Source organism: Mesorhizobium sp. WSM3626 (genome assembly GCF_000513935.1).
Lineage (GTDB): Bacteria > Pseudomonadota > Alphaproteobacteria > Rhizobiales > Rhizobiaceae > Mesorhizobium > Mesorhizobium salmacidum.
The window spans coordinates 25,155-45,008 of record NZ_AZUY01000052.1 but is presented as its reverse complement, the minus strand read 5'-3'; the positions used below and the strand labels follow the sequence as shown (position 1 = coordinate 45,008).

The 19,854-nt window shown below is 59.4% G+C and carries 17 protein-coding genes and 5 pseudogenes; 12 read left to right on the top strand and 10 right to left on the bottom strand.

Annotation, left to right across the window (positions count from 1 at the left end; translation table 11 throughout):
- The 5 genes from M653_RS1000000136125 to M653_RS0126560 all read right to left on the bottom strand — a co-directional run.
- Nucleotides 1-180: TCP-1/cpn60 chaperonin family protein (locus M653_RS1000000136125; protein WP_280940123.1), on the bottom strand; the 180-nt coding region annotated here is incomplete at its 3' end.
- Between the two features lie 66 nt (nt 181-246).
- Nucleotides 247-543: a co-chaperone GroES gene (groES, locus tag M653_RS0126575; protein ID WP_027146052.1), complete on the bottom strand. Its 297-nt coding sequence runs from the start codon at nt 541-543 to the stop codon at nt 247-249.
- 479 nt (nt 544-1,022) lie between these two features.
- Nucleotides 1,023-1,898 carry a hypothetical protein gene (locus tag M653_RS0126570; RefSeq protein ID WP_027146051.1) on the bottom strand — a complete coding sequence of 292 codons (876 nt, stop codon included), beginning with the start codon at nt 1,896-1,898 and terminating at the stop codon, nt 1,023-1,025.
- A 139-nt stretch (nt 1,899-2,037) separates the two neighbouring features.
- Nucleotides 2,038-2,952 (bottom strand): LysR family transcriptional regulator, encoded by a 915-nt coding sequence (locus M653_RS0126565; RefSeq protein WP_245262371.1) that lies wholly within the window; start codon nt 2,950-2,952, stop codon nt 2,038-2,040.
- Nucleotides 2,953-3,278: 326 nt separating this feature from the next.
- The gene (locus M653_RS0126560; RefSeq protein ID WP_027146049.1) at nt 3,279-4,673 is read right to left on the bottom strand and encodes a trehalose-6-phosphate synthase; all 1,395 of its coding nucleotides are present in this window, start codon (nt 4,671-4,673) and stop codon (nt 3,279-3,281) included.
- 573 nt (nt 4,674-5,246) lie between these two features.
- On the opposite strand from M653_RS0126560, the gene M653_RS0126555 reads away from it, so the two are divergent.
- Complete coding sequence (locus tag M653_RS0126555; protein ID WP_027146048.1) at nt 5,247-5,957, top strand: winged helix-turn-helix domain-containing protein; 711 nt, start codon at nt 5,247-5,249, stop codon at nt 5,955-5,957.
- 389 nt (nt 5,958-6,346) lie between these two features.
- On the top strand, nt 6,347-7,390 hold the full coding sequence (locus M653_RS0126550; protein ID WP_245262370.1) for a cytochrome-c peroxidase: 1,044 nt from the start codon (nt 6,347-6,349) through the stop codon (nt 7,388-7,390).
- Nucleotides 7,391-7,488: 98 nt separating this feature from the next.
- Here M653_RS0126550 and M653_RS1000000135080 read toward each other — a convergent pair whose 3' ends face one another.
- The 3 genes from M653_RS1000000135080 to M653_RS0126535 all read right to left on the bottom strand — a co-directional run bounded on the left by M653_RS1000000135080 (nt 7,489) and on the right by M653_RS0126535 (nt 10,232).
- Entirely contained in the window at nt 7,489-8,322 is an 834-nt protein-coding gene (locus tag M653_RS1000000135080) for a thermonuclease family protein (protein WP_051442813.1), read from the bottom strand.
- Between the two features lie 381 nt (nt 8,323-8,703).
- Nucleotides 8,704-9,648 (bottom strand): nucleotidyl transferase AbiEii/AbiGii toxin family protein, encoded by a 945-nt coding sequence (locus tag M653_RS0126540; protein ID WP_027146046.1) that lies wholly within the window; start codon nt 9,646-9,648, stop codon nt 8,704-8,706.
- Between the two features lie 5 nt (nt 9,649-9,653).
- Nucleotides 9,654-10,232, bottom strand: a complete 579-nt coding sequence (locus tag M653_RS0126535; RefSeq protein ID WP_027146045.1) for a hypothetical protein — start codon at nt 10,230-10,232, stop codon at nt 9,654-9,656.
- A gap of 545 nt (nt 10,233-10,777) precedes the next feature.
- Between M653_RS0126535 and M653_RS0126530 the strand changes: the two genes are divergently transcribed.
- Entirely contained in the window at nt 10,778-11,389 is a 612-nt protein-coding gene (locus tag M653_RS0126530; protein ID WP_027146044.1) for a DUF6338 family protein, read from the top strand.
- Nucleotides 11,390-11,634: 245 nt separating this feature from the next.
- Here M653_RS0126530 and M653_RS0126525 read toward each other — a convergent pair whose 3' ends face one another.
- On the bottom strand, nt 11,635-11,901 hold the full coding sequence (locus M653_RS0126525; RefSeq protein ID WP_027146043.1) for a DUF3892 domain-containing protein: 267 nt from the start codon (nt 11,899-11,901) through the stop codon (nt 11,635-11,637).
- A 335-nt stretch (nt 11,902-12,236) separates the two neighbouring features.
- Here M653_RS0126525 and M653_RS01000000133605 point away from each other — a divergent pair, with 335 nt between their 5' ends.
- The 8 genes and pseudogenes from M653_RS01000000133605 to M653_RS1000000136120 all read left to right on the top strand — a co-directional run.
- On the top strand, nt 12,237-12,974 hold the full coding sequence (locus M653_RS01000000133605) for a nitrilase-related carbon-nitrogen hydrolase (RefSeq protein ID WP_198028837.1): 738 nt from the start codon (nt 12,237-12,239) through the stop codon (nt 12,972-12,974).
- 94 nt (nt 12,975-13,068) lie between these two features.
- A complete protein-coding gene (locus M653_RS0126515; protein ID WP_027146042.1) occupies nt 13,069-15,375 on the top strand; it encodes a molybdopterin-dependent oxidoreductase in 2,307 nt (768 codons plus the stop codon).
- A gap of 250 nt (nt 15,376-15,625) precedes the next feature.
- Nucleotides 15,626-15,715: pseudogene (locus tag M653_RS1000000137890) on the top strand (methyltransferase); the annotation flags it as partial.
- 151 nt (nt 15,716-15,866) lie between these two features.
- Nucleotides 15,867-15,947 (top strand): annotated as a pseudogene (locus M653_RS1000000138260) (transcriptional regulator); the annotation flags it as partial.
- Nucleotides 15,940-16,228 (top strand): annotated as a pseudogene (locus M653_RS1000000137885) (nucleotidyl transferase AbiEii/AbiGii toxin family protein); the annotation flags it as partial. The pseudogenes M653_RS1000000138260 and M653_RS1000000137885, both read left to right, overlap by 8 nt.
- A 615-nt stretch (nt 16,229-16,843) precedes the next feature.
- Nucleotides 16,844-17,167: a DUF736 domain-containing protein gene (locus M653_RS0126500; protein ID WP_027146040.1), complete on the top strand. Its 324-nt coding sequence runs from the start codon at nt 16,844-16,846 to the stop codon at nt 17,165-17,167.
- 332 nt (nt 17,168-17,499) lie between these two features.
- Nucleotides 17,500-17,808, top strand: a complete 309-nt coding sequence (locus tag M653_RS0126495; RefSeq protein ID WP_027146039.1) for a type II toxin-antitoxin system RelB/DinJ family antitoxin — start codon at nt 17,500-17,502, stop codon at nt 17,806-17,808.
- 27 nt (nt 17,809-17,835) lie between these two features.
- Nucleotides 17,836-18,050 (top strand): annotated as a pseudogene (locus M653_RS1000000136120) (type II toxin-antitoxin system RelE/ParE family toxin); the annotation flags it as partial.
- 359 nt (nt 18,051-18,409) lie between these two features.
- On the opposite strand, the gene M653_RS0126490 reads toward M653_RS1000000136120, so the two are convergent.
- Nucleotides 18,410-18,832 carry a BA14K family protein gene (locus tag M653_RS0126490; RefSeq protein ID WP_027146038.1) on the bottom strand — a complete coding sequence of 141 codons (423 nt, stop codon included), beginning with the start codon at nt 18,830-18,832 and terminating at the stop codon, nt 18,410-18,412.
- Nucleotides 18,833-19,216: 384 nt separating this feature from the next.
- Between M653_RS0126490 and M653_RS1000000134710 the strand changes: the two are divergent.
- A pseudogene (locus M653_RS1000000134710) lies at nt 19,217-19,790 on the top strand (nucleotidyl transferase AbiEii/AbiGii toxin family protein); the annotation flags it as partial.
- Nucleotides 19,791-19,854 lie beyond the last annotated feature (64 nt).

Genomic DNA, 19,854 nt, shown 5'->3' with positions numbered 1-19,854 from the left:
GATTTCCTTGGCGACGGTGACGCCGTCCTTGGTGATGCGCGGGGCGCCGAACGACTTGTCGATGACGACGTTGCGGCCCTTGGGGCCGAGCGTGACCTTCACCGCGTCGGCGAGGATGTTGACGCCGCGCAGCATGCGCTCGCGGGCGTCACGGGAGAATTTTACGTCTTTGGCTGACATGGTTAGCTCCTGGCAGGGCTCCAATCGAGCCCGAAAATGAGATTCAGGTGAGGGTAGGGCCGATGATCAGCCGATGATGCCCATGATGTCGGATTCCTTCATGATCAGAAGGTCTTCGCCATTGAGCTTGACTTCGGTGCCCGACCACTTGCCGAACAGNATGCGGTCGCCGGCCTTGACGTCCAGCGGNACCAGCTTGCCAGCTTCGTCNCNNGCGCCGGANCCGACGGCGATGATCTCGCCTTCCTGCGGCTTTTCCTTTGCCGTATCCGGGATGATGATCCCGCCGGCGGTCTTGGATTCGGATTCGACCCGGCGAACGACCACACGGTCATGAAGTGGGCGGAATTTCGATCGTGCCATTTTGGATTCCCTGGTGCGGATGTTGAACGGTTCCCCGTTGCCGGAGCGCGATTAGCACTCACCGAGGTCGAGTGCTAACAAGGGGGTAAGTAGGCCGTTGGCGGTTGCAAGTCAAGGCGCGAAGGACGGCGAAACCGAGCCGCAGTAACGTGAGCTGAGGGCCTCTATCAATCTTCAGAACGAGCAGGAGTATGGGCTCGTTTCTTGCATGGATATCTCTCCCCAACCGTCGGCGGCCGGCAGTGGGCTGGGCATCAAGGCCGTTCACAATGCGATCGATAAACGCCTGCTGATACAGTGCCTTGCACGGTTCGCTTTGTCGGTTTTTCGGCCTGATGCGGTTCTCGTATTCAACTGGGGACGATCGGCGATGTTTGCCGCCAATCGTCAGGATGGATTTGCTTCGAACTGCTGGCGAGGTCATCTAAAATCCACGCTGCTGGTATGGTGCGCTGGTCCAGCCACCGACGAACTGAGGATCAGACCTGCGGCTTAATGTCATGCTGCGGCGTCGAACCGCCGTTGAAGAAGTTCTTCGCCTTCTTGAACTGGTCAGTCGAGTTCGCGTTCACGAGCTGTTGGAAGTTTTCATAGTCGGGCCCGCCCTTCCGGATCCGGCGTGCCTGTACGACGCTGATGACCTCGGTGTAGTCCAGGTCCACATCGATTTGTTGCGTCGACGAGCAGCAGGATTTCAGCTCAAGGAAATTCTCTTTGAACTCGATCTGGCGCAGAACGATCGCTCCGTAATCGTAATAACCACCTGCCCCATTGTCGAGAAGGTAACTCTGGTAGGTGCATGTCAGCGCCCTGTATTGCTGCGCTTTGGCGCTGGTGCTGAAAGTGATGTCACCCATCGCGGTCAGGAAGGACTCGAAATCCGTCAGCAGCGATGCCCCGTCGGTGATGATCGCCTGGGCAACCAAGGAAAGGAACGTGGCTGAGACAGAAGTCCCGAAAACAGCTTTTGAATAACTCTTCTGGTTTTGCGCTCCGATCGAAAGATTCGGAATCTTGCTGAGAACGTCTGCCCAGATTCTGATGTCCAATTTCTTTGTGTCAATGTTAGGGTAATTGGAATGCATGTAGTCGTAAATGAGCCCGCCAATCGCCAGGAGATTGTCCTGATTCTCATTCAAGATTCCGCTATACATACGGTCACGGGTGTTCTGGCCGATGAGGTGGAACTGTACCGTCCCTTGGTCGTTGGCGATCATGTCGTCTCTCGCAGGTGCGGCGTTTGCCAGCGAACGAACCAAGGGCCTTGCATGGAAGAACTCGCGAGCGGATTTATAAATGTTGTCAGAATATTCTTGTTCGCGTTCCTTAACATCAAGCGAAAATACGTTGGACATCTTATTCTCCTATGTGAGAGCTACGGTTGCTTGGGAAGTGGCGAGGCGTCTGAGTGCGAGCACTATCAGCTGACCTTTGTGTGCCTCTTGGCTGCATAGAATGGCGGTCAACAGGGAGAGCTTTGAGAGGAAGCATCCGTTATTGTGTTTGCCCCGGCTCTGTTTGCAAGGCTGCTGCCGTGATCTCATGGCGCAACCAGCGTTGCTCCGGGTCGCGATGGCAGCGTTCGTGCCAAATGAGGGCGACCTCGTAGGGGGTCAGTTCCACGGGCGGATCGACAATCGCCAGGTGCAGCAAGGCGGCGATCCGTGTCGCGACGCGCCGTGGGACAATCAGCACCAGATCGCTCGTCGCGACTGAGGCGGCTGCCGTCAATATGTTGGAAACCAGCACAGGATCACGATCCAGGAGATCCAATTTGACCAATTCATCATGCACCCGGCCGAACCCGTCCTTGGAGTCCGAGGCGAGGGCAGCGTGGTGCAAGGTCGCGAAGGTATCGATCGTCCATTCCCGCGCCAGGGCTGGGTGATCATGGCGTAGCAGGCAGACAAAGTGGTCGGCATAGAGTGTCCGGCGCAAGTACCCCAGTGGTGCAGCATCGATCTGCCCGATGGCCAGATGGATTTCGCCTTGCTCGAGCCGCCGGAGCGCGCTGGCTAGAAGCGGGTCGGTGACGATATCGAGATTGGGCGCGTTCTCGCGCAGAAGTGGTAGGAGAGGCGGCAGCAAGATCAGCGCTTGGTGATCGGGCATCACCATTGTGGCTTTCGATCGCCATTCCCCTTGGGCACAACTGCGGCCTATCATCGCGCGGACGGCATCCAAGACTGTCGGGAGGATCTTGGCCAGGCGCTCCGCCTGCGGCGTGGGAACCAGACTGCTCGATCCACGAACCAGAAGATCGTCGTTGAAAATTTCACGCAGCCTAGTCAGCGATCGGCTCATCGAGGGCTGGCTCACGCCCGTGTGCCGAGCCGCATGCGTAACGTTGAGATGCTCCAGCAGCGCTTCAAGAGCCAACAGCAATTTCAGGTCAATCGACGCCAGCATCCGTTCTTGCCGTGCGGCCCGCCCGCCATTGACAATGTGTGGCCCCCGCTCACTCCTGTTTGAACGATCCCGACTGTAAACGAGGTCCATGCCCCTCTCCTTGTCTTTGTAGCGGTGTGCTCTTGGTAGTGGGCGTTGCGGCGCGAGCCTGCGGTTGACGACTGCGATGTCGCCCAGCTGGTTTGACGTGGTTCAAGGTCATTGGTCTTGATCAGCGAACCGATCAGTCGGTGCGGCGACGAGCGCCTCCTATGGCTTCGCGCCGGTGACGGCAGCAAAACACTCGGCACTGTGGAGGCGATCGTCGTTGAGTAGCGGGTGAACCCTCACTCGTTGCTGTGGCCGGCACGGTGTTCATTCAGTGACGAGAGAAAGTCGCCGCACCACTTGTAGACATCGTGCTCGCGAAGAACCGTCATGATCGCTGTCCAGCGGTCAATCCGGTCCCTTCGCGGCAGAACGAGGGCCTCTTCCATGGTGCGCGCCATCTCCTCCGTGTCGTAGGGATTGACCAGCATCGCTGCGTCCAGTTTCCTGGCGGCGCCGGAAAATCGCGAGAGGACGAGAACGCCCGGGTCAAGCGGGTTCTGCGCAGCGACATACTCTTTCGCCACCAGATTCATCCCGTCGCGAAGCGGAGTCACCAGACCGATGCGCGCCTTCCGATAGAGGCCGGCCAGGTCCGACTGCTCGATCGAGGCATTAATGTAGTGCACTGGCACTGAATCGACGGTTCCGAATTCTCCATTAACGCATCCCACCAGTTCGGCCACATCCTTCTCGACCGCCTTATATGCCGGTATAATTTCCCGGGACTTCGGGGTGATCTGCAGCAGCAGCGTCTTGTTCACACGTGGCTGGTAGCGCCGCAGAAAATCGCGAAAGGCGACGATGCGCTTCTCGATACCCTTTGAATAATCGAGGCGGTCGACGCCGATCACGATGTCATAGCCGGCGATCCTCGCATAAGTCTCCTGCAGACGCTCATTGCGGGCCGCATTCTCGGCAAGGCTTTCGAAATTCGCCGTGTCGATGCTGATCGGAAAAACGCCGCAGCGAAACTTGTTCCCATAGGCTTCGTGGAAGCGCTCTTTGACAATTTTGCCCTGCTTCTGGCGGGCCAGGCATTCCAAGAAGTTGCTCAGATCGTAATCGGTATGAAAGCCGACGAGGTCGTAGCAGGAAAGCCCGCGCAGCAACGTATCGTACTTCGGGACAGTGGAGAAAATGTCCGCCGGCGGCCAAGGAATGTGCAGAAAAAAGCCGATCCTGTTGCTGCACCCGAGCTTACGGAGCTCTTCCGCAAGCGGAATCAAGTGGTAATCGTTCACCCAAACGACGTCCTCATCGCGCAAAAGCGGCTTCAGCAGCTCTGCAAATCTCTTGTTGACACGATAGTATCCGGCCCTTCGTGCCTCGGAATATTCGGCGAGATCGGGACGACCGTGGAAGATCGGCCAAAGAACACTGTTCGCAAAGCCGTGGTAATATTCGTCTAGATCGTTCTTCGAGAGATAGACAAGCTGGTAGTTGATGCCGTCATCGTCCCGCGGTGTCGGCTCCGGGCCGTCCGGCGCCACCTCATTGTCCGACCAGCCCATCCAGAAGCCGTCCTGTTTCTTGAGGACCGCCTTCAGCGCAATGGCCATCCCGCCCGTGGGCGGTGCCCCGTCTTTTTTGGGCAGCGGAACCCTGTTGGATACAACGATCAGTCTGCTCATTTTCATCTCCTGCGGCTGTTGCAGAAAAAATAGAAGCTCATGCCCCCAGTTTCTGCCAAGTTGATAGATCTACGACAAAGTACATTACAAGTTACTGGCTACGTTAATGCGGTAAGCGGCAGTGCTGTGTAAGCATTCCAAACCATGATGATCTCCTGAGTTGTGCGTTTATACAAATCCATGGGGCAACAAATCCATCTTCACGGTAGGAATGTCAATTTTTTCGGGGTTTCAGATGAAATGAGGCTGAATCCGATCACGTGCGCTGCAGGCGCGGAACGCCTCATGAGACCAGCCTCAAGGTCGCAAGGGGAGGGGATCCGCAGGGCTAAGGGCCGGCTGTCGCACGGGCGAGCAGCCAAACGAGTAGGACCAACACTCTGAGCAAATCGGAGAAGACGGCCGGACATGCGAAGCTTGGCGAGCTCGGTCCTGGTTCACAGCGGCAGTCCCGTCTAGCACCTATGTATCTGCGCTATTATGTCATGCGCCCAACGAAGATTGTCCCGCCTGCGGACCCTGCCTAATTTGGCTGATCATCGGGGAAGCCAAGCTGCATCAACAGGGGTAAGCATGAAGAAGATTCTCGTTTTGAGTCAGGACGCTTCAACGAGAGAACTGCTCGTGGACCTCTTGTCCAAGCAGGAGTTTAGGGTCCGTGCGGTCGAAAACGGCCAACAGGCCGCCGGCAAAATGGTTTCTGAAGCGATTGATCTGGCAATTGTCGATCTGAGCCTCGACCGAGAGGATGGCTTGCAATTCGTTCGGGATTTTGGCGCCAGCAGGGACCTTCCGATCATCATCATCAGCGCCGACCACCTAGCCGAGTCCGACAAGGTGGTCGGTCTCGAAACCGGCGCCCGCGATTACATCACTAAGCCCTTCGGCCATCCGGAGTTCCTGGCCCGCGTGCGCGCCGCCGTGCGCCAGCGCCCGGGGCGTGAGCGAAATGCGATCTTTAATTTCGATGATTGGCAAGTCAGCACCAAACGACGCCGCTTGCGCCGAGGGACGGATCTTGAAGTCAAGCTCACCACGGGTGAGTTCAACCTGCTCTTGGCCTTCCTCAAGAACCCAGGCCGGGTGCTTTCGCGCGAGCAGCTTCTGCGGGCGACAAGGGTCTATGATCAAGAGGTCTATGACCGCAGCATCGACGTGCTGATCCTGCGCCTTCGCCGTAAGCTGGCACACCCCTCGGCCCTGCAGTACATCCGTACCGAGCGCGGCGCTGGGTATGTTTTCGAGAGCGCCGTGGACGTTGAGGAGCTCAGGACGCGCAGCTAAGGCGGCGCCCTTCCTTATGTTGCCGGCCTAACCGGCTAAGGTGGCTGAGAAGCTCTTCCGCGGCGCACCCGATCAGAGCGTCAACTGATGCTTGCGCGCATTTCCGTCGTGGCACGTCGCGGACATTGAGCTGTGTGGACTGGTGTAACCATGGGGCAACGGCCAGTGTCGGGTTTGTCAGGCCCACGACGCTGTCACGGTCGATTTGCATCCGGCTAGAGACAAAGGCTTTTGGAAAATACGTTTCCGAGTTCTTCCCACGCCTTTGGCTCGATTTTTGCTCTCCTCCCTCGCGACACTGCAGATGCTGCCCAGGACGCGCCTTACCCCTTTTAATGGGAAGCCGCTCATTTCGCGCACAGTCTCGGGTTAGGAAAAGGAGAGGCTTGTTGGGGATTGGGTGGAACTTTCGGTATGCTGCACTCGGATTTTGTCTGCTCACCTCAATGGCGATGGGGCAGGACAATCTGCTTGATGACGCGAAATCGCTGTTCAGCCCCATTGCCAAGGACCCGCCGGTCCTGAACAGCAATCCGGCGACTGCAGAGAAGGTCGAACTGGGCAAGATGCTGTTTTTTGAGCCGCGGCTCTCGGAGTCGCACAACATCAGCTGCAACACCTGCCATCAAATTGGGTTCGGCGGGGCAGATGGCCGCCCCACGTCAATTGGCCACAATTGGCAGCACGGCGGCCGCAACGCACCAACTGTGCTCAATTCGGTGTTCAACATCGCTCAGTTTTGGGACGGTAGGGCAGCCGACCTGACGGAGCAGGCCGGTGGACCCATCGCCAACCCGATCGAGATGGGAAGCACCCCTGCGCGCGCTGTCGACCAGCTCAAGGGCATTCCGGGCTATGTGGATGCATTCCGCAAAGCCTTCCCAGAGGAAATCGATCCTCTCAGCTACAACAACATCGGTAAGGCGATTGCCGTGTTCGAGGCGACGCTGACCACACCCAATGCGCCGTTCGATCGATATCTCGAGGGTGACGAAAAAGCGCTCACCGTGGAGGAGAAGAAAGGCCTCGGGCTTTTTATCGGCAAGGGGTGCGCTTCGTGCCACAGCGGCGTCAATGTCGGGGGCGGCATGTACGCTCCTTTTGGCGTGGTCGAGAAGCCGGGCGGGGACTTCCTGCCGCCCGACGATGAAGGTCGCAAACGGGTGACAGGAGAGTTGCAGGACCAATATGTCTTCAAGGTCCCTAGCTTAAGAAACGTCGAACTTACTGCCCCGTACTTCCACAGCGGCCGTGCGTGGGACCTGGACGAAGTGGTGGCGGCGATGGGCACTGCCCAGCTTGGCACCCGATTGGCCCCTGAGGAAGTCTCCAGTATCGTGGCGTTCTTGCGAACACTAACCGGCGAGCAGCCGCAGGTAACTTACCCCACCCTGCCGCCGAGCGTCGCCACGACACCTCGCCCAGCGCCGTGATCGCTGATGGGTTGATTTTGCCTCCGCGGCCGGCGGTGCACGACGCCCCTCCCGTCAGTTCAAGAGCGCGGTATCCCGGCCCCAGGCGGCGACCGAGCTTAGCAAACCGTTTCGCAGGGGATACCGTCCTTGTCTCGGTCCAACTTGCCTCCCCATGAGCAGTTTGCGAGGTACCAATTGGCTTCATCACATGAGCTGATTTGAGAACATGTCCGCCGCGGCTGACACGAGTAGCCGGTCTGCGCGAGCAGCCTGCGGCTGACGAATCCTTGTGTTGTCGGGCTCGACGGCGCCGGGCCATCTGCATGCTCCGCTCGCCACTCCCAAGGCGCTTGAAACTTGCCGGCCCATATGCCGATCTTCATAGCTTCCGCCTTCGATTGTTGCTGAGCGTATGCGCCGTGGCTGTAGCGGGGCCAATCCAGGGCCTGGCCGTGCTCGACCATCCAGGCGGATAGGTTAGCACCATCTGAGCGCAGGCATTCGCCGACGAAGCGGTCGTAGCGATCCCAGGAGACGAACCGGCAGCTAACTGGTCTAGATGTTGCCAGGAACGCGTCTAACGCCTCGGCCGAACGGCGCCCGCAGGGATAGTCGAGCCCCTTAGCGTCGTTGCAATACTGCTTACTCTCAGGCGCATCGATCCCGTTGAGGCGAATGCGCTGACCGTGGATCTCAATCGTGTCGCCATCTACGATGGAGGCGATCCCGGTGATCGATGGAGGGCTCGGGCGGGTTAGATTCGACAGACTGGTCTCGGGCTGGCGGTCGCTTTGCTGTATGGCCGACAGGAAGGCTAACACACCAGCGGCAGCCACACTGACAAAGATCAGCCGCTGTGGAACGAGTGCCCAACGCCGGGCGCGTCTCCGCTTGGCGGCGGTGCGCTTTCGGAACTGGTCAAGCCGATTGTAATGCCGAGATTTGTCCAAAGCCCATTCCCCTGGGGGAAGAATGCGTCGATCCGGGCGGAGAGTCCATAGTTGTGCCGGCCTCATACGAAGCAGCCTGAAGGCCGATGCCATCGATGGAGCCAGCGGTGTCACGTGCCCTTTGCTTTGGCCTTGATTACCAATGCGCGATAGTGCGGCGGATTCTCGGAACACTGCGCATGGTACTTAGAATCCTTCCCGCCGAATGCGCTTGGACCGCAAAATGCTGCCGCGGTGGTGAGCCGCGATCGCGAAGCCGACAACTTGCCCCGGATCGGTCAAACCTGCCAGAGAAGGGGGACGACTCGTTCGGTGACCCGGAGTCCGCCGCGCCTCACAGTTCTGAATGCACTTTAGTCATGTGCAGCAACCCTCGTGGGATCACAATCTATCGAGATGCGCGTCCAACTGAGTGAGGATTGCATCGAGCGAAGGCCGATCCCTGTAGTAGAGGGCGCGGGTTCGCTCATAGGCGTCGGCGTAGATTTGCCGGGTCGTGGGCTCGCTGAGGCGAAACGCCTCGTTCCGCCGCAGGTCCGGCTCGTCCCCGCCGCGGAACCGATCGGCTTTGTGTGCGCGGTATGCCGGGCTACCGATAAAGGCCTGGACGCCATCGTCCTCCAGAAGGCAGGAGACGTCATAGTAGTGACGCATGAAGTTGACAGGCATCTCTCCGGAAGCCTGCTGCTGGCGAAACTTGGTGGAAAGGGTCTGTAACTTTTCGACGAAAGTGTAGCCGGGCTCATAGCAGAGAACATCGATGGCACGGTTGTCGATCAGGTCCGGCACGTCGGATGCGACCGCACGATCGTAGGCCCAGGAAGAGATGAGGCGGGCCTGATTGGGCGCTACCCGATCGAAGCCCGCTTCCAACAGCACGCCAGCCTTGAGCCCCGCGGGCAAGGGATTGAGCTCCCGATAGATCAGACGAATTCCAGCACCCCGCATCCGACCCGTGGGATCGTCAAAGGCCTGATCACGCTCGGCGCGCAAAAAACCGGGTATGTCCAGTCGAGGAACCAGACCGTTGAAGAATTCCCGGCGCTGTTCGATGTGGACCGGCTTGTCATGATTTCTGCCGGTCGGCAGAGTGTCCTGCGGATGAATTAGAATGTCGATGTCTTCAGAGAAGCGGTGGATCAGCTGATATCCCTTCGACAGCGAGGTGCCGCCCTTGAGCTCGAACCGGAAACCGAGCTGTTGCAGGCCCCAGAGGGCATGCATGATCCAGTAGTCCTTCTCAACCAAGCCGGAATCAATCTTCATGTCCGCGGCGACGACCGTGATCAGATCGCTGAAGTCGGCGAGGTCGTGTAGAAGCGGCACGGGAATCAGGTCGCTTCCAGCGCTTGGCTCACCAGCCGCTCGGCGCGAACCGAACCGAAGTCCCGCGCTGCCTTGGCCAGATGCGCGGGATTCATGTCGCGGGCGCGCTTGAGGGCGCGAGGCAACACCTCGGCCTTGCTCTCGGCAAGACGATCAAGGTTCTGGAGAAGGTCGACCAGCAACACTTCCTGGGTCAGTTTCGCGGGCACCGAGGGCTTCTTGCGGAAGTCGTAGAAACGGCCGTCGAGCCGAAAGCGTCCGTGACGCTTGAGGTTGTAGACCACCGGCTCGTTGTAGAGCTGGGTCGTGCCCACCCCCAAGCTGTTATAGGCGCTGGGGGAGACCATCAGAAAGCGATCGTCGTTGAGGAACGTCTCGACCAGCTTTTCCGCCACAGCCGGAGCCTTGCCGAAACGCGTATTGCGCGGAGCCATGTACAGTCCACCCGACACCCTATCGAGCCGACCTTCCTCGACAAGCTGACGTAGATGACGGTCGACAGCAGTGGACCATTTCGCCAGGTCCTTGCGCCGATAGACCTGCCCAGGCCGCAACCGCTTCTTCAGTTCATTCAATGCGGACATCGTCAAATCCTTTATCCTCCACATAGGCCGCTGTGCCGCATTTTGCAACGTTTTTTGTTTAAAATTCATGCATGCGAGCAGCCGGGGGCGCCCGCTATCGATACGTTGAATCTCCGCTCAGGGTGTGGACGTCGAGCGGGTGGGGTGTGGGAGTTTTGGTTTCAAGTATCCTGCCGACGGTCGGACCCTGTCCATGCTCGTCCCACTGCGCAGCTATCGCCGTGGCGACGCATGTGAAGTTTCATGGGCGCACCGCCGGTCAATGATAGCGATGGACTACCGACGCTCACCGCGTGGCCCAATGCGTGAGGCAGAATCCCTGTGGCTCGCATGCCGCCGGCCCACCTTCACATCGGACCAGATTGTGGCGAACGCACAGACCGCAGGCAGGCGCATTGTCGAAAACATGCGTAAGTTGGTCGAGTAAAGGGTGTGCCCTTCCCGGTCTCAACGACCGTTCGGGACCGGCGACCGCAAGGTGGTCTGGCAAAATCATCTAACATATAGTCTACTGTTTAAACCGAAGACTGGAATAAGGAGTTGGAATGGATCCGAGCTTGTTTAAGCTTCCCTGGGAAGCGCTTCTGACGCTTGCAAGCGGCTATGCTGCGTATTTCGTGGCCAACGTTGGTGTAAGAGAGCATCATAAAAGTATCGATATAGCGTTATCGACACTTGTATTTGGCTTTTTTGGGGCGTTTTCTTATGAAGTTCTTCGCAGATTTATCGTGTCCGACATCCTGGCCTCCTCCATCCTCTCTTTTCTGCTCGCTTCCTTACTTGGAGGCCTGTGGAACAGGTATGGGCGCGGTCTTCTAACGTTGGTTCTGAGAAGTTCAAACGTCAGTCACAGCGATGACCTCCCTAGCGCATGGCTTGCACTGTTCACTCGAACCGAGACGTTCGCCAAGCAAATCAGCGTGAAGCTGAAGGACGGTACTTGGCTAAAATGCGACGATGCTGCACGTTTTGGTAAGAAGCCAAATGGTCCCTTTGTGTTAGGAGGGTCGGGCGACCTGCTGATGTTTGTTACTCATCAGCAGGACCCTGGCGGAGAGTTCTATGAGTGCCCAGACGTTGAAAGTGGTGAGTGGGGACCAGAGATCACCTATATTCCGAAAGAGCAGATAGCCCGAATAGACATCCGCCGCACATAGGATCACTTCTTTTTTGGGGCCGGTGCGGGCGTCCTGGGTGACTCGCTCGTTGGAGGCACATAGTTGCCCTGCTCCTTTGCAGGAGGGGTATAATTCTTCTGTTCGGTTTTCGGTACGTAGTTTTCGTTGAGTTGGCGACCACCTGCGCCAGATTTTGACTTGTCTTCAGGCATCTTTCTTCACCTTTTCTATTCGCGAGCGGAAGCTGACGGGCTTTTGGCCCGCCAACTCTAATTAACTCTTTTTTATGCGCACTCAGAAAGGGCCAACAAATTGTCGTTCCACTGGCCATCCGCGTGAGTACGGACGTATTTCCCGTTCGGGCCGTTGACCACAGCGACATCAGCGCGCTTTCCGCCTACGGACGTGTAGAAAGTATGGGTGCTCGTTTCGATCCACTGGATCACTTGAGATCTCGACCACTTCCCTGTGGCGTTGCCGAGATTTGTAATACCCTCGTGCTTGTTCTCACGAGGGACTTTGTTGATGCAAGTAACCTGCACGTCTGCCATTGCAATTGCTCCTTTCGAGCGCTTTGCGGAGCAATTGAGAATGGCAGGGCTTGGGAGGATGTCTGACCATTTCGCAGCTCCTGTGGCTTGCCAAGTTAGCCTCAGGGCGCTAGCTACCGACCTGCCAAGGAGCGGACTCGCGGTCTTAATCGTCCACTCGGCACCACACGACCGTGAGTACGCAACAGACAGAGGCAGACGGCGAATCACCGTCTGCCTCTTTTTTACGCAGAAATAGGCTTGTGTAAACGGCTAGTAACCTTTTGTTAACAATATTGGTCGCGATAAGGTCAGCAAGGCTGACTTACTTCGCGTCCACTGGCTCAAGGGTCGCTGTGACCCAGTATGCGCCATTGTATGGGGCGGTCGGCACAAATCTCGCTTTGTCCCTGTCAAAGGTCGATGAGGCGGCGCGGCACGGAGCCTCGATCGTGATCCTGCCGGAATGCTGCACGACGGGGCTTGTCTTCCCTGACCGATCCCAACTGCTTTCGATCGCCGAGAGCATAGACGGCCCGAGCGTAAAACCGTGGTGTGAGATTGCCATGCGCCTGAACATCTATCTGATCGCCGGGATGGCGGAACGGGATGGAAAACAGCTCTATAATACCGCCGTGATCGTCACGCCCGGCGGGGCTGTTTCGCGCTATCGCAAGGCGCATGTCTTTGGCCGCGAGAGGAGCCTTTTCAGCCTCGGCGAGCGACTCGTCTGCATCGACACGCCTTGGGGGAGAGTGGGATTGGCAGTCTGCTACGATCTCTGGTTTCCGGAAGTGACCCGCGCCCTGGCAAAAAACGGTGCAACGCTTGTCGCCTCTCCGAGCAACTGGTCCGTCCCACCACGTCAGTCCCAGGATGCCCCAGACGCCGCGCCGATGGCGATGCACCTGGCGATGGCTGCCGCCTGCAGCAATGAAATCACCATCGCCTGCGCTGACCGCACCGGCGAGGAGGGTGGCGTACGTTTCCTCGGCCAAAGCTTCATCGTCGGCCCCAATGGCCGCCTTCTGGCAGGCCCGGCTGGGGCAAACAGCGATGACTGTCTCCTTCGGAATGGCCTGGCTCGGCGCTGACCCGCACCATGGTGCAAAGCCACATGGAGACACGCCGTGACGACCTCTACCGAAGTGAGGTTGTGGCGCTCGGCACCGGAGGCAATCGGGCGCAATGAGCCGTAGGCTGAGTCACGCACATTGGGGAGCATTCGAAGCGAACCTGAAGGACGGTCGGATCGATTCTGTCTCGCCCTTCGGCCATGACAGCCACCCATCGCCTCTGATCCAGTCCGTTCCGAGCGCCGTGCACGCCGCCTCGCGCGTAGCGCAGCCGATGGTGCGCGAGGGTTATCTGCTGCGAGGGCCAGGCGACCTGTCCCGGCGGCGCGGAGCCGAGCCGTTTGTTCCGGTAAGCTGGGAGGAGGCGCTTCAGCTGGTCTCGCAGCAACTGCGCAGCGTGAAGGAAGAGCATGGCAACAAGGCGATTTTCGGCGGTTCGTATGGATGGTCGAGCGCGGGGCGGATCAATCACGCCCGCACGCTTGTCCATCGTTTCCTGTACGGGTTCGGCGGTTGCGTCGATCAGGTGACCAATTACAGCTGGGGTGCGGCGGCAGTGCTGCTGCCGCACATTGTGGGCGGCATCGAAGCCGTTGCAGGGCCTGTCACCGACTGGCCGAGCATCATCAAGAACACGAAGCTCATGGTCCTTTTCGGCGGCGCGGCCGAGAAAAACATGCTCGTCACCACGGGAGGCGCCGGTAACCACGAAAGTCCGGGCTGGCTCAAACAGGCGCGGGACGCAGGTGTCGAGTTCGTGTCGATCAGTCCTCTCAAACGCGACTGCGGTGACTGGCTCGGTGCCGAATGGCTGCCGATCAGGCCGGGCGCCGATACCGCCCTGATCCTGGCATTTGCGCACACCCTGATTGTCAATGAACGTGTCGACCGCGCCTTCCTGAACAAGTACACAGTCGGCTACGAGCATTTCCGCGACTATGTCCTCGGCATGGCGGACGGCAAACCGAAATCCCCGGCCTGGGCTGCCAGCCTGACGGGGATTGATGCGGACAGGATTGCTGGTCTGGCCCTGCGCATGGCCGACGCCCGCACGATGCTTTCTGCAACCTGGTCATTGCAGCGCGCCGACCATGGCGAACAACCGTACTGGGCACTCATTGCCTTGGCCGCGATGCTTGGCCAGGTCGGACTGCCAGGCGGCGGATTTGGCTTCGGCTATGGTTCGATCAACGGCATGGGTACGCCGCGTCGACCAACCAGTTCTCCGGCGATGGAGGCCGGCAGGAACCCGCTTGGGCTGGCAATTCCAGTGGCCCGGATGGCGGATCTGCTGCTTCAGCCGGGCACGACTATCCCATTCAACGGCAAGACCATAACCTTCCCCCATATCAAGCTCGTTTACTGGGCGGGCGGCAATCCGTTCCATCACCATCAGGACATCAACCGCCTGGTCGAAGCCTGGGACAGGCCAGAGACAATCATCGTGCATGAGATCTGGTGGACAGCGACGGCGCGTCAGGCGGACATCGTATTGCCCGCAACGACCACTTATGAGCGAGATGATATCGGTGCGTCACCACACGACCGGTTCATCGTCGCGATGCCGCAACTGATTGAACCGGTTGGCCATGCGCGCAACGACTACGACATCTTCAGTGATCTGGCAGGCCGGCTTGGCTTCCAGGAGCACTTCACAGAGGGCCGCGATATTCGTGGATGGATCGAGTATGCCTACGATCTATGCAGGTCCAGAGCTCGAACGCAAAACGTCGATCTTCCTGAGTTCGAGAAGTTCTGGAAAGATGGTTTTGTCGAAATGCCTGCGCCGGATGAGGACTTTGTTCTGTTCGGCGATTTCCGTGCCGACCCCGTGGCTCACCCGCTTCGCACGCCATCGGGGCGCATTGAAATCTTCAGCGAGACGATTGCGAGCTTCGGTTATGAAAATTGCCCTGGCCATCCTGTCTGGTTGCCTCCGAAAGAATGGCACTCGGCAAAAGCCGCTGAGCGGTTTCCGCTTCACCTGATCTCAAATCAGCCTTCGACGCGACTTCACAGCCAGCTCGACGACGCAAAGCTGAGCCGCGAGTCAAAAGTGGCTGGGCGCGAGCCGATTCTGATCAACAGCATCGATGCAGCGGCCCGAAGCATCGAGAATGGCGACACCGTGCGCGTCTTTAATGACCGCGGCGCATGCCTCGCTGGTGCATTGCTTTCGAGCGATGTCATGGAGGGTGTTGTGCAACTGGCGTCAGGCGCCTGGTACCACCCTGAAGCGTACGCGACACCGGGGTCGCTAGATCTTCATGGTAACCCAAACGTGCTGACGCGCGACGAAGGCACATCATTCCTCGGCCAGGCCCCCTCGGCTCAGTCTGCTCTCGTTGAGGTGGAAAAATTCACTGGCGAGCGGGAGGCAGGCCATTTTGAGATGCCCGAGGTTAAGCAAAGCCAATGAGCGTGAGCTGCCGGTATCAGCTGCCTGCGGGCTGGTTACCTGCGGTCTCATGCAATCATCGGGTTCGCCAGACCATACGATATCATACGAGGGATATGGGTTGGCAAACCAGCCGCTACCATATCGATTTGTGTACAAAACGCTGACCCTCCGCAGTCGGTGTTTACCGCTAGGTTACGAGGCAGTTCGCCGAATCGCTTCAAGAAGCCGATTCAGCCACTCCTCGTGCCACTTGTCGGCGGAATGGGAGCTTAGCGCCAGGGGCGCGACGGCGGCCCGGTTCAATCGAGCCGTCTGCGAGCGGCTGAAGCCTGGTGGATCGTACATCATCGTAGACCACGTTGATTTCCTTAGAAGTCTCACACCCTCCGGGCCTCGAACCCTGAAGGATTTTGCTCGGCTGGTCCGAGTACGCGGCGCCGCATCTGCAAAGAGATCGCACATGAACGCTGATTTGTGCGCTTCACCGAAAGCCTGCTCAATGAAAGTGCGAAATCGCCAGGCTGGCTCAGGTTGGCGGTGTCGCCACCGTAATCCGTCCCTATCTCGAGGCCCTGACTGCGAATGGCTAAAGAGATCAAGAACGTCGGTGCTTCGGTGCGCGCGCGCTTGCTGCAACTATCCAAGGCAAAGGTCAAAGCTTCAACCTTGTTCTGACCCGCTTCGCCCTCGAGCGGCTGCTCTTCCGGCTCAGTCAGTCACGGCATGCCGACCGCTTCGTGCTCAAGGGCGCAATGCTGATGATCGGCTGGTTCGATGATCGCACCGCGGCACGCGCGACCTGGATCTGCTGGGGTTCGGGGACCCGCGCCCCGAACCGATGTTGGCGATATTTCGAGAGATCTTGGCGAGACGCAGGCGACGGGCGCGGCGGTTTCCGCACCGCCGAGCAATGGTCGAAAGTCAGGCCGCTGTTCGTGGCCGAGTGATCCTCGGCAAGGCGGGCGGCGACGATCTGGACGCCGCCGCTCGCCCGCCCTTTCAGGCAGAATCGACTGCCCGGCCAAGTCTCCCGCCAGCGCCGCGCCGCTCCGATTTTCAGCGTCACCCCCGACAAGTTCGCCCGCTCAGCAGACGCGCCCGGTCGGCGGGTTATGGCGCGTGCTGTCTCGGCGCGATGTCGATGTCGGCACGGCATTTGAGCGTTCGCGACCCTGTCGCCCCCCGGACCATCTGCCGGCTGCATCGACCCGGTTTCCAGGCCGTCTCCAAGCTCTCCAAGGACCATTCCCCTGCCGCTAGCCTGATGACCTATGGGCGGATCCGGCCCGCCCGAAACCCTCGGCCGCCAGCTTTTTTCCCCGCCGCCTGCCGCGGCTTCCTCGCGCCGCTTCGCTTCAAAAAAGCCGTCCGCTCGGGTCCTCCGCTGCCGCTGCGGCCTTTGCAGGGTCGGGCGGTCCGGACGCGCCCATCACGGTCCGCCATCGCAGGGGAATGGTCCCCGGCGAGCACCAAAGGGAGACTTCCAATGACCGCGATCGGCTACGTCACCAAGCAGGACAACGGCGGCTACAAGGGCCAGCTCAAGACGCTCAGCGTCCGCGCCGACATCGACATCGTGCCCAATCAGGCCAAGAGCGCCGACACCCATCCCGACTTCCGGGTGCTGACGCAAGGCGTCGAGGTCGGCGCCGGCTGGATCAGGATCGGCGAGGCTTCCGGCAAGGATTATGTCAGCCTGTCGATTGCCGCACCCGAGTTCGGACCGCGCAAGCTCTACGCCAATCTCGGCCGCGCCGCCGGCCAGGATGACGACGACACCTACGCCGTCATCTGGAACCCGGTCGACTGACCGGCAGGTCAGAGAACTCCCGCGCCGCCGGCGGCGCGGGAGCGTTTTCGAAGGCATCCAGCCGCACATCGCCCGCCGCAAGGGTGGCGAAAACTCCCAGCCGACTCTTCGCCCGTCCCGCAAGCGCTCTCGCTCGTGGATCATAAACGAGGCCGGAATGGCGAGATCTTCCTGCACCGTTCCTGTGTCCCGATCGACCGGGCCGATCTGTGGACCGCCGCCGATCACGGCCAGCTCGATGTGTGGCCGAACGAACGCGAGCATGGGCGGGCTGCAATGGGACTAGCGCATGTCATTCAATTGCATCACATTAAGCGCAGAAGGAGATGGTCATGGCCGCAAACGCGCTGGTTCAGACACGGATCGATTCCGATGTTCGGGACCGAGCATCCGCGGTTCTGGAAAACATGGGCCTGACGGTTTCGGACGCGGTCCGGATTATGCTCACCCGCACCGCGAATGAAGGTGCGCTCCCCCTCGAACTGCTGACCAACAGCGAGGCACACGATGCCTGGTTCCGGGCCAAGGTACTCGAGGCGTTGGACGATACCCGGCCCGACATCCCGGACGATCAGGTTGAAGCCCATTTCGCCGAGCGACGCGCCGCTGGCCGGCGCAGGACCGGCGACCTGAAATCGTGAAGCTCGCCCGGTCGGCTTTCGCGTGCGGCCGCCATCGCAATCGACGAGCGGATCGTGGCCGCGACCCGCCGTCTTGGCGACTTTCCCGAGAGCGGCAGGCCCGGCCGCGTATCAGGAACTCGCGAACTCGTCATTGCCGGCACGCCTTACATTGCCGCCTATCGTGTGGTCGGTGAAACGATCCGCATCCTCCGCGTACTGCACGGGCACAACAGTGGCCGGACGACCACCCGGAGAGCTGATAATCACCCTTTCGCCATCACGCGCGCCTGACCCGCGAGGCCGCCAACTCGGCGGCGGGATCGTCAGACGACGAAAGACAAACCTAAAAAGGGATGACATGTCGGAAATGCTTTACCCTCACCAGGCGAAGACTGTTGGGCAAGCGCACGCCCTCGTGAGGCATGGCTGCAAAACAGGCGATTGAGGTCTGGGTTGATGCGCCGTCGCGCCAGGGTGAATGGAATGCTGTGGCTGAGCGCGCCTCTGTGCGCTGCAGCAAACCCTTTCGACCCCCATGCCGCAAATCGCTTTTCTTCACTGCCGACTAACAAAAAGCGCTGACCGCAAGGCCAGCCCTTTTTGTCTGGGCAGGGAAGCCTCAGTTGGCAATGCAGAAATACTGTTCGCCGTCATAGCCGGTGAATGTGCCGGTGCGGGGGTTGAAGCTGCGATAACGGTACGAGCAATAGACATACCATTCATGCGTCCACGGTTCGGCATAACGGCCGGCGTAGACCACCTGCGGCTGCGCGTAGTAGCGGCGAACCGGTGCCGGGCGCACCCGCAAGCCGCGATGATAGTAATCGCTATCGTAGTAATCGCGCGGCGGCGGCCAGTCATTGGCCAGCGCGCCAACGATCAGCGCGCCAGCGGCAAGGCCGAGCACGCCGGCGGCAACCGCGTCGCCGTGGCCGTGATGGCCGTGAAGGCGCCAATCACCCGCATTGGCAGCGGGCAAAGTCGAGAGGGTAGTGGCGATCACGGCGGCGGACAGAACGGCCGTCTTGAAAATTCGGTTCATGTCGATCTCCTTCTTGCCGGCCCGTGAATTTGGGAGATGTGGTCCGGCGATACCGTGAACAAGCAAGCGGCGTACCTACTTGAATTTTCTGATTTTGCGCGTCTCTGACCGTCGGCATTGTCAACTTGCCGACCTTTTGGGTCCCGATCCGACAATCGACCCACTCCAAAATGCGCCACAGCAAACGCTCCTCCGGGCATGTCAGCGGTTCCTTGCTGCCATTGGCACCTGTCGTCTCCCAAAGACTTTTACGACACAGTGCCAAGACACCCAGGCCGGCAACCTATCAACTGCGGCAGTGGCCACGATGACCACGGTGCAATTAGGAGCAGTCACCAGCCCTGACGGAAATCTTGCTAATTGGTGACAAGGGTGGCGCCGATGGTCGAATTCGACGCCAACGCGCTTCGTGTCGACCGCATTCGCGCAGAGCTGGAATATGGTGGGCTGAGGCTGAGGACGATGGCCTCCGTTAGTGGCGCCCGGATCAGTCTCACGATCGACATCGGCTTCGGCGACGCGATGGAGCCCGGCGCGGAGATGCTGGACTATCCATCCATGCTGGACTTTCCCACGCCCTGGCTGCGGGCCTATGTGCGGGAGACCGTCATAGCCGAGAAGTTCCAGGCGATGAAGGATTTCTACGATATCTGGATTCTCAGCGGGTCGTTCTCCTTCGACGGCGACAGGCTCCCAAGAGCGATTGCCGACACCTTCGCGCGGCGCGGAACAGCGATAGAAGCAGCGACAATGGCGTGCTTTAATCGAAGATGTCGCCCACGATCCGGGTGATCTAGGGAGCGTTGCCGCAGATCTTGCACAGTTCTTGATGCCTCGCGCCGCCTTAGCAGCGAAGTTGGACCTGCTTCGTAGAAGTCTCATACCCTCAGCGACGAACATAATCGTTATTTGCCAATGGGTTACAAAGCGGTTCGCCCAAATTGATTCAAGAAGCTGATCCAGTCACTCGCTGACCGCATTCATCTCTATCGAATGGGCAGCTTTGCGCCCAGTTCCGGCCG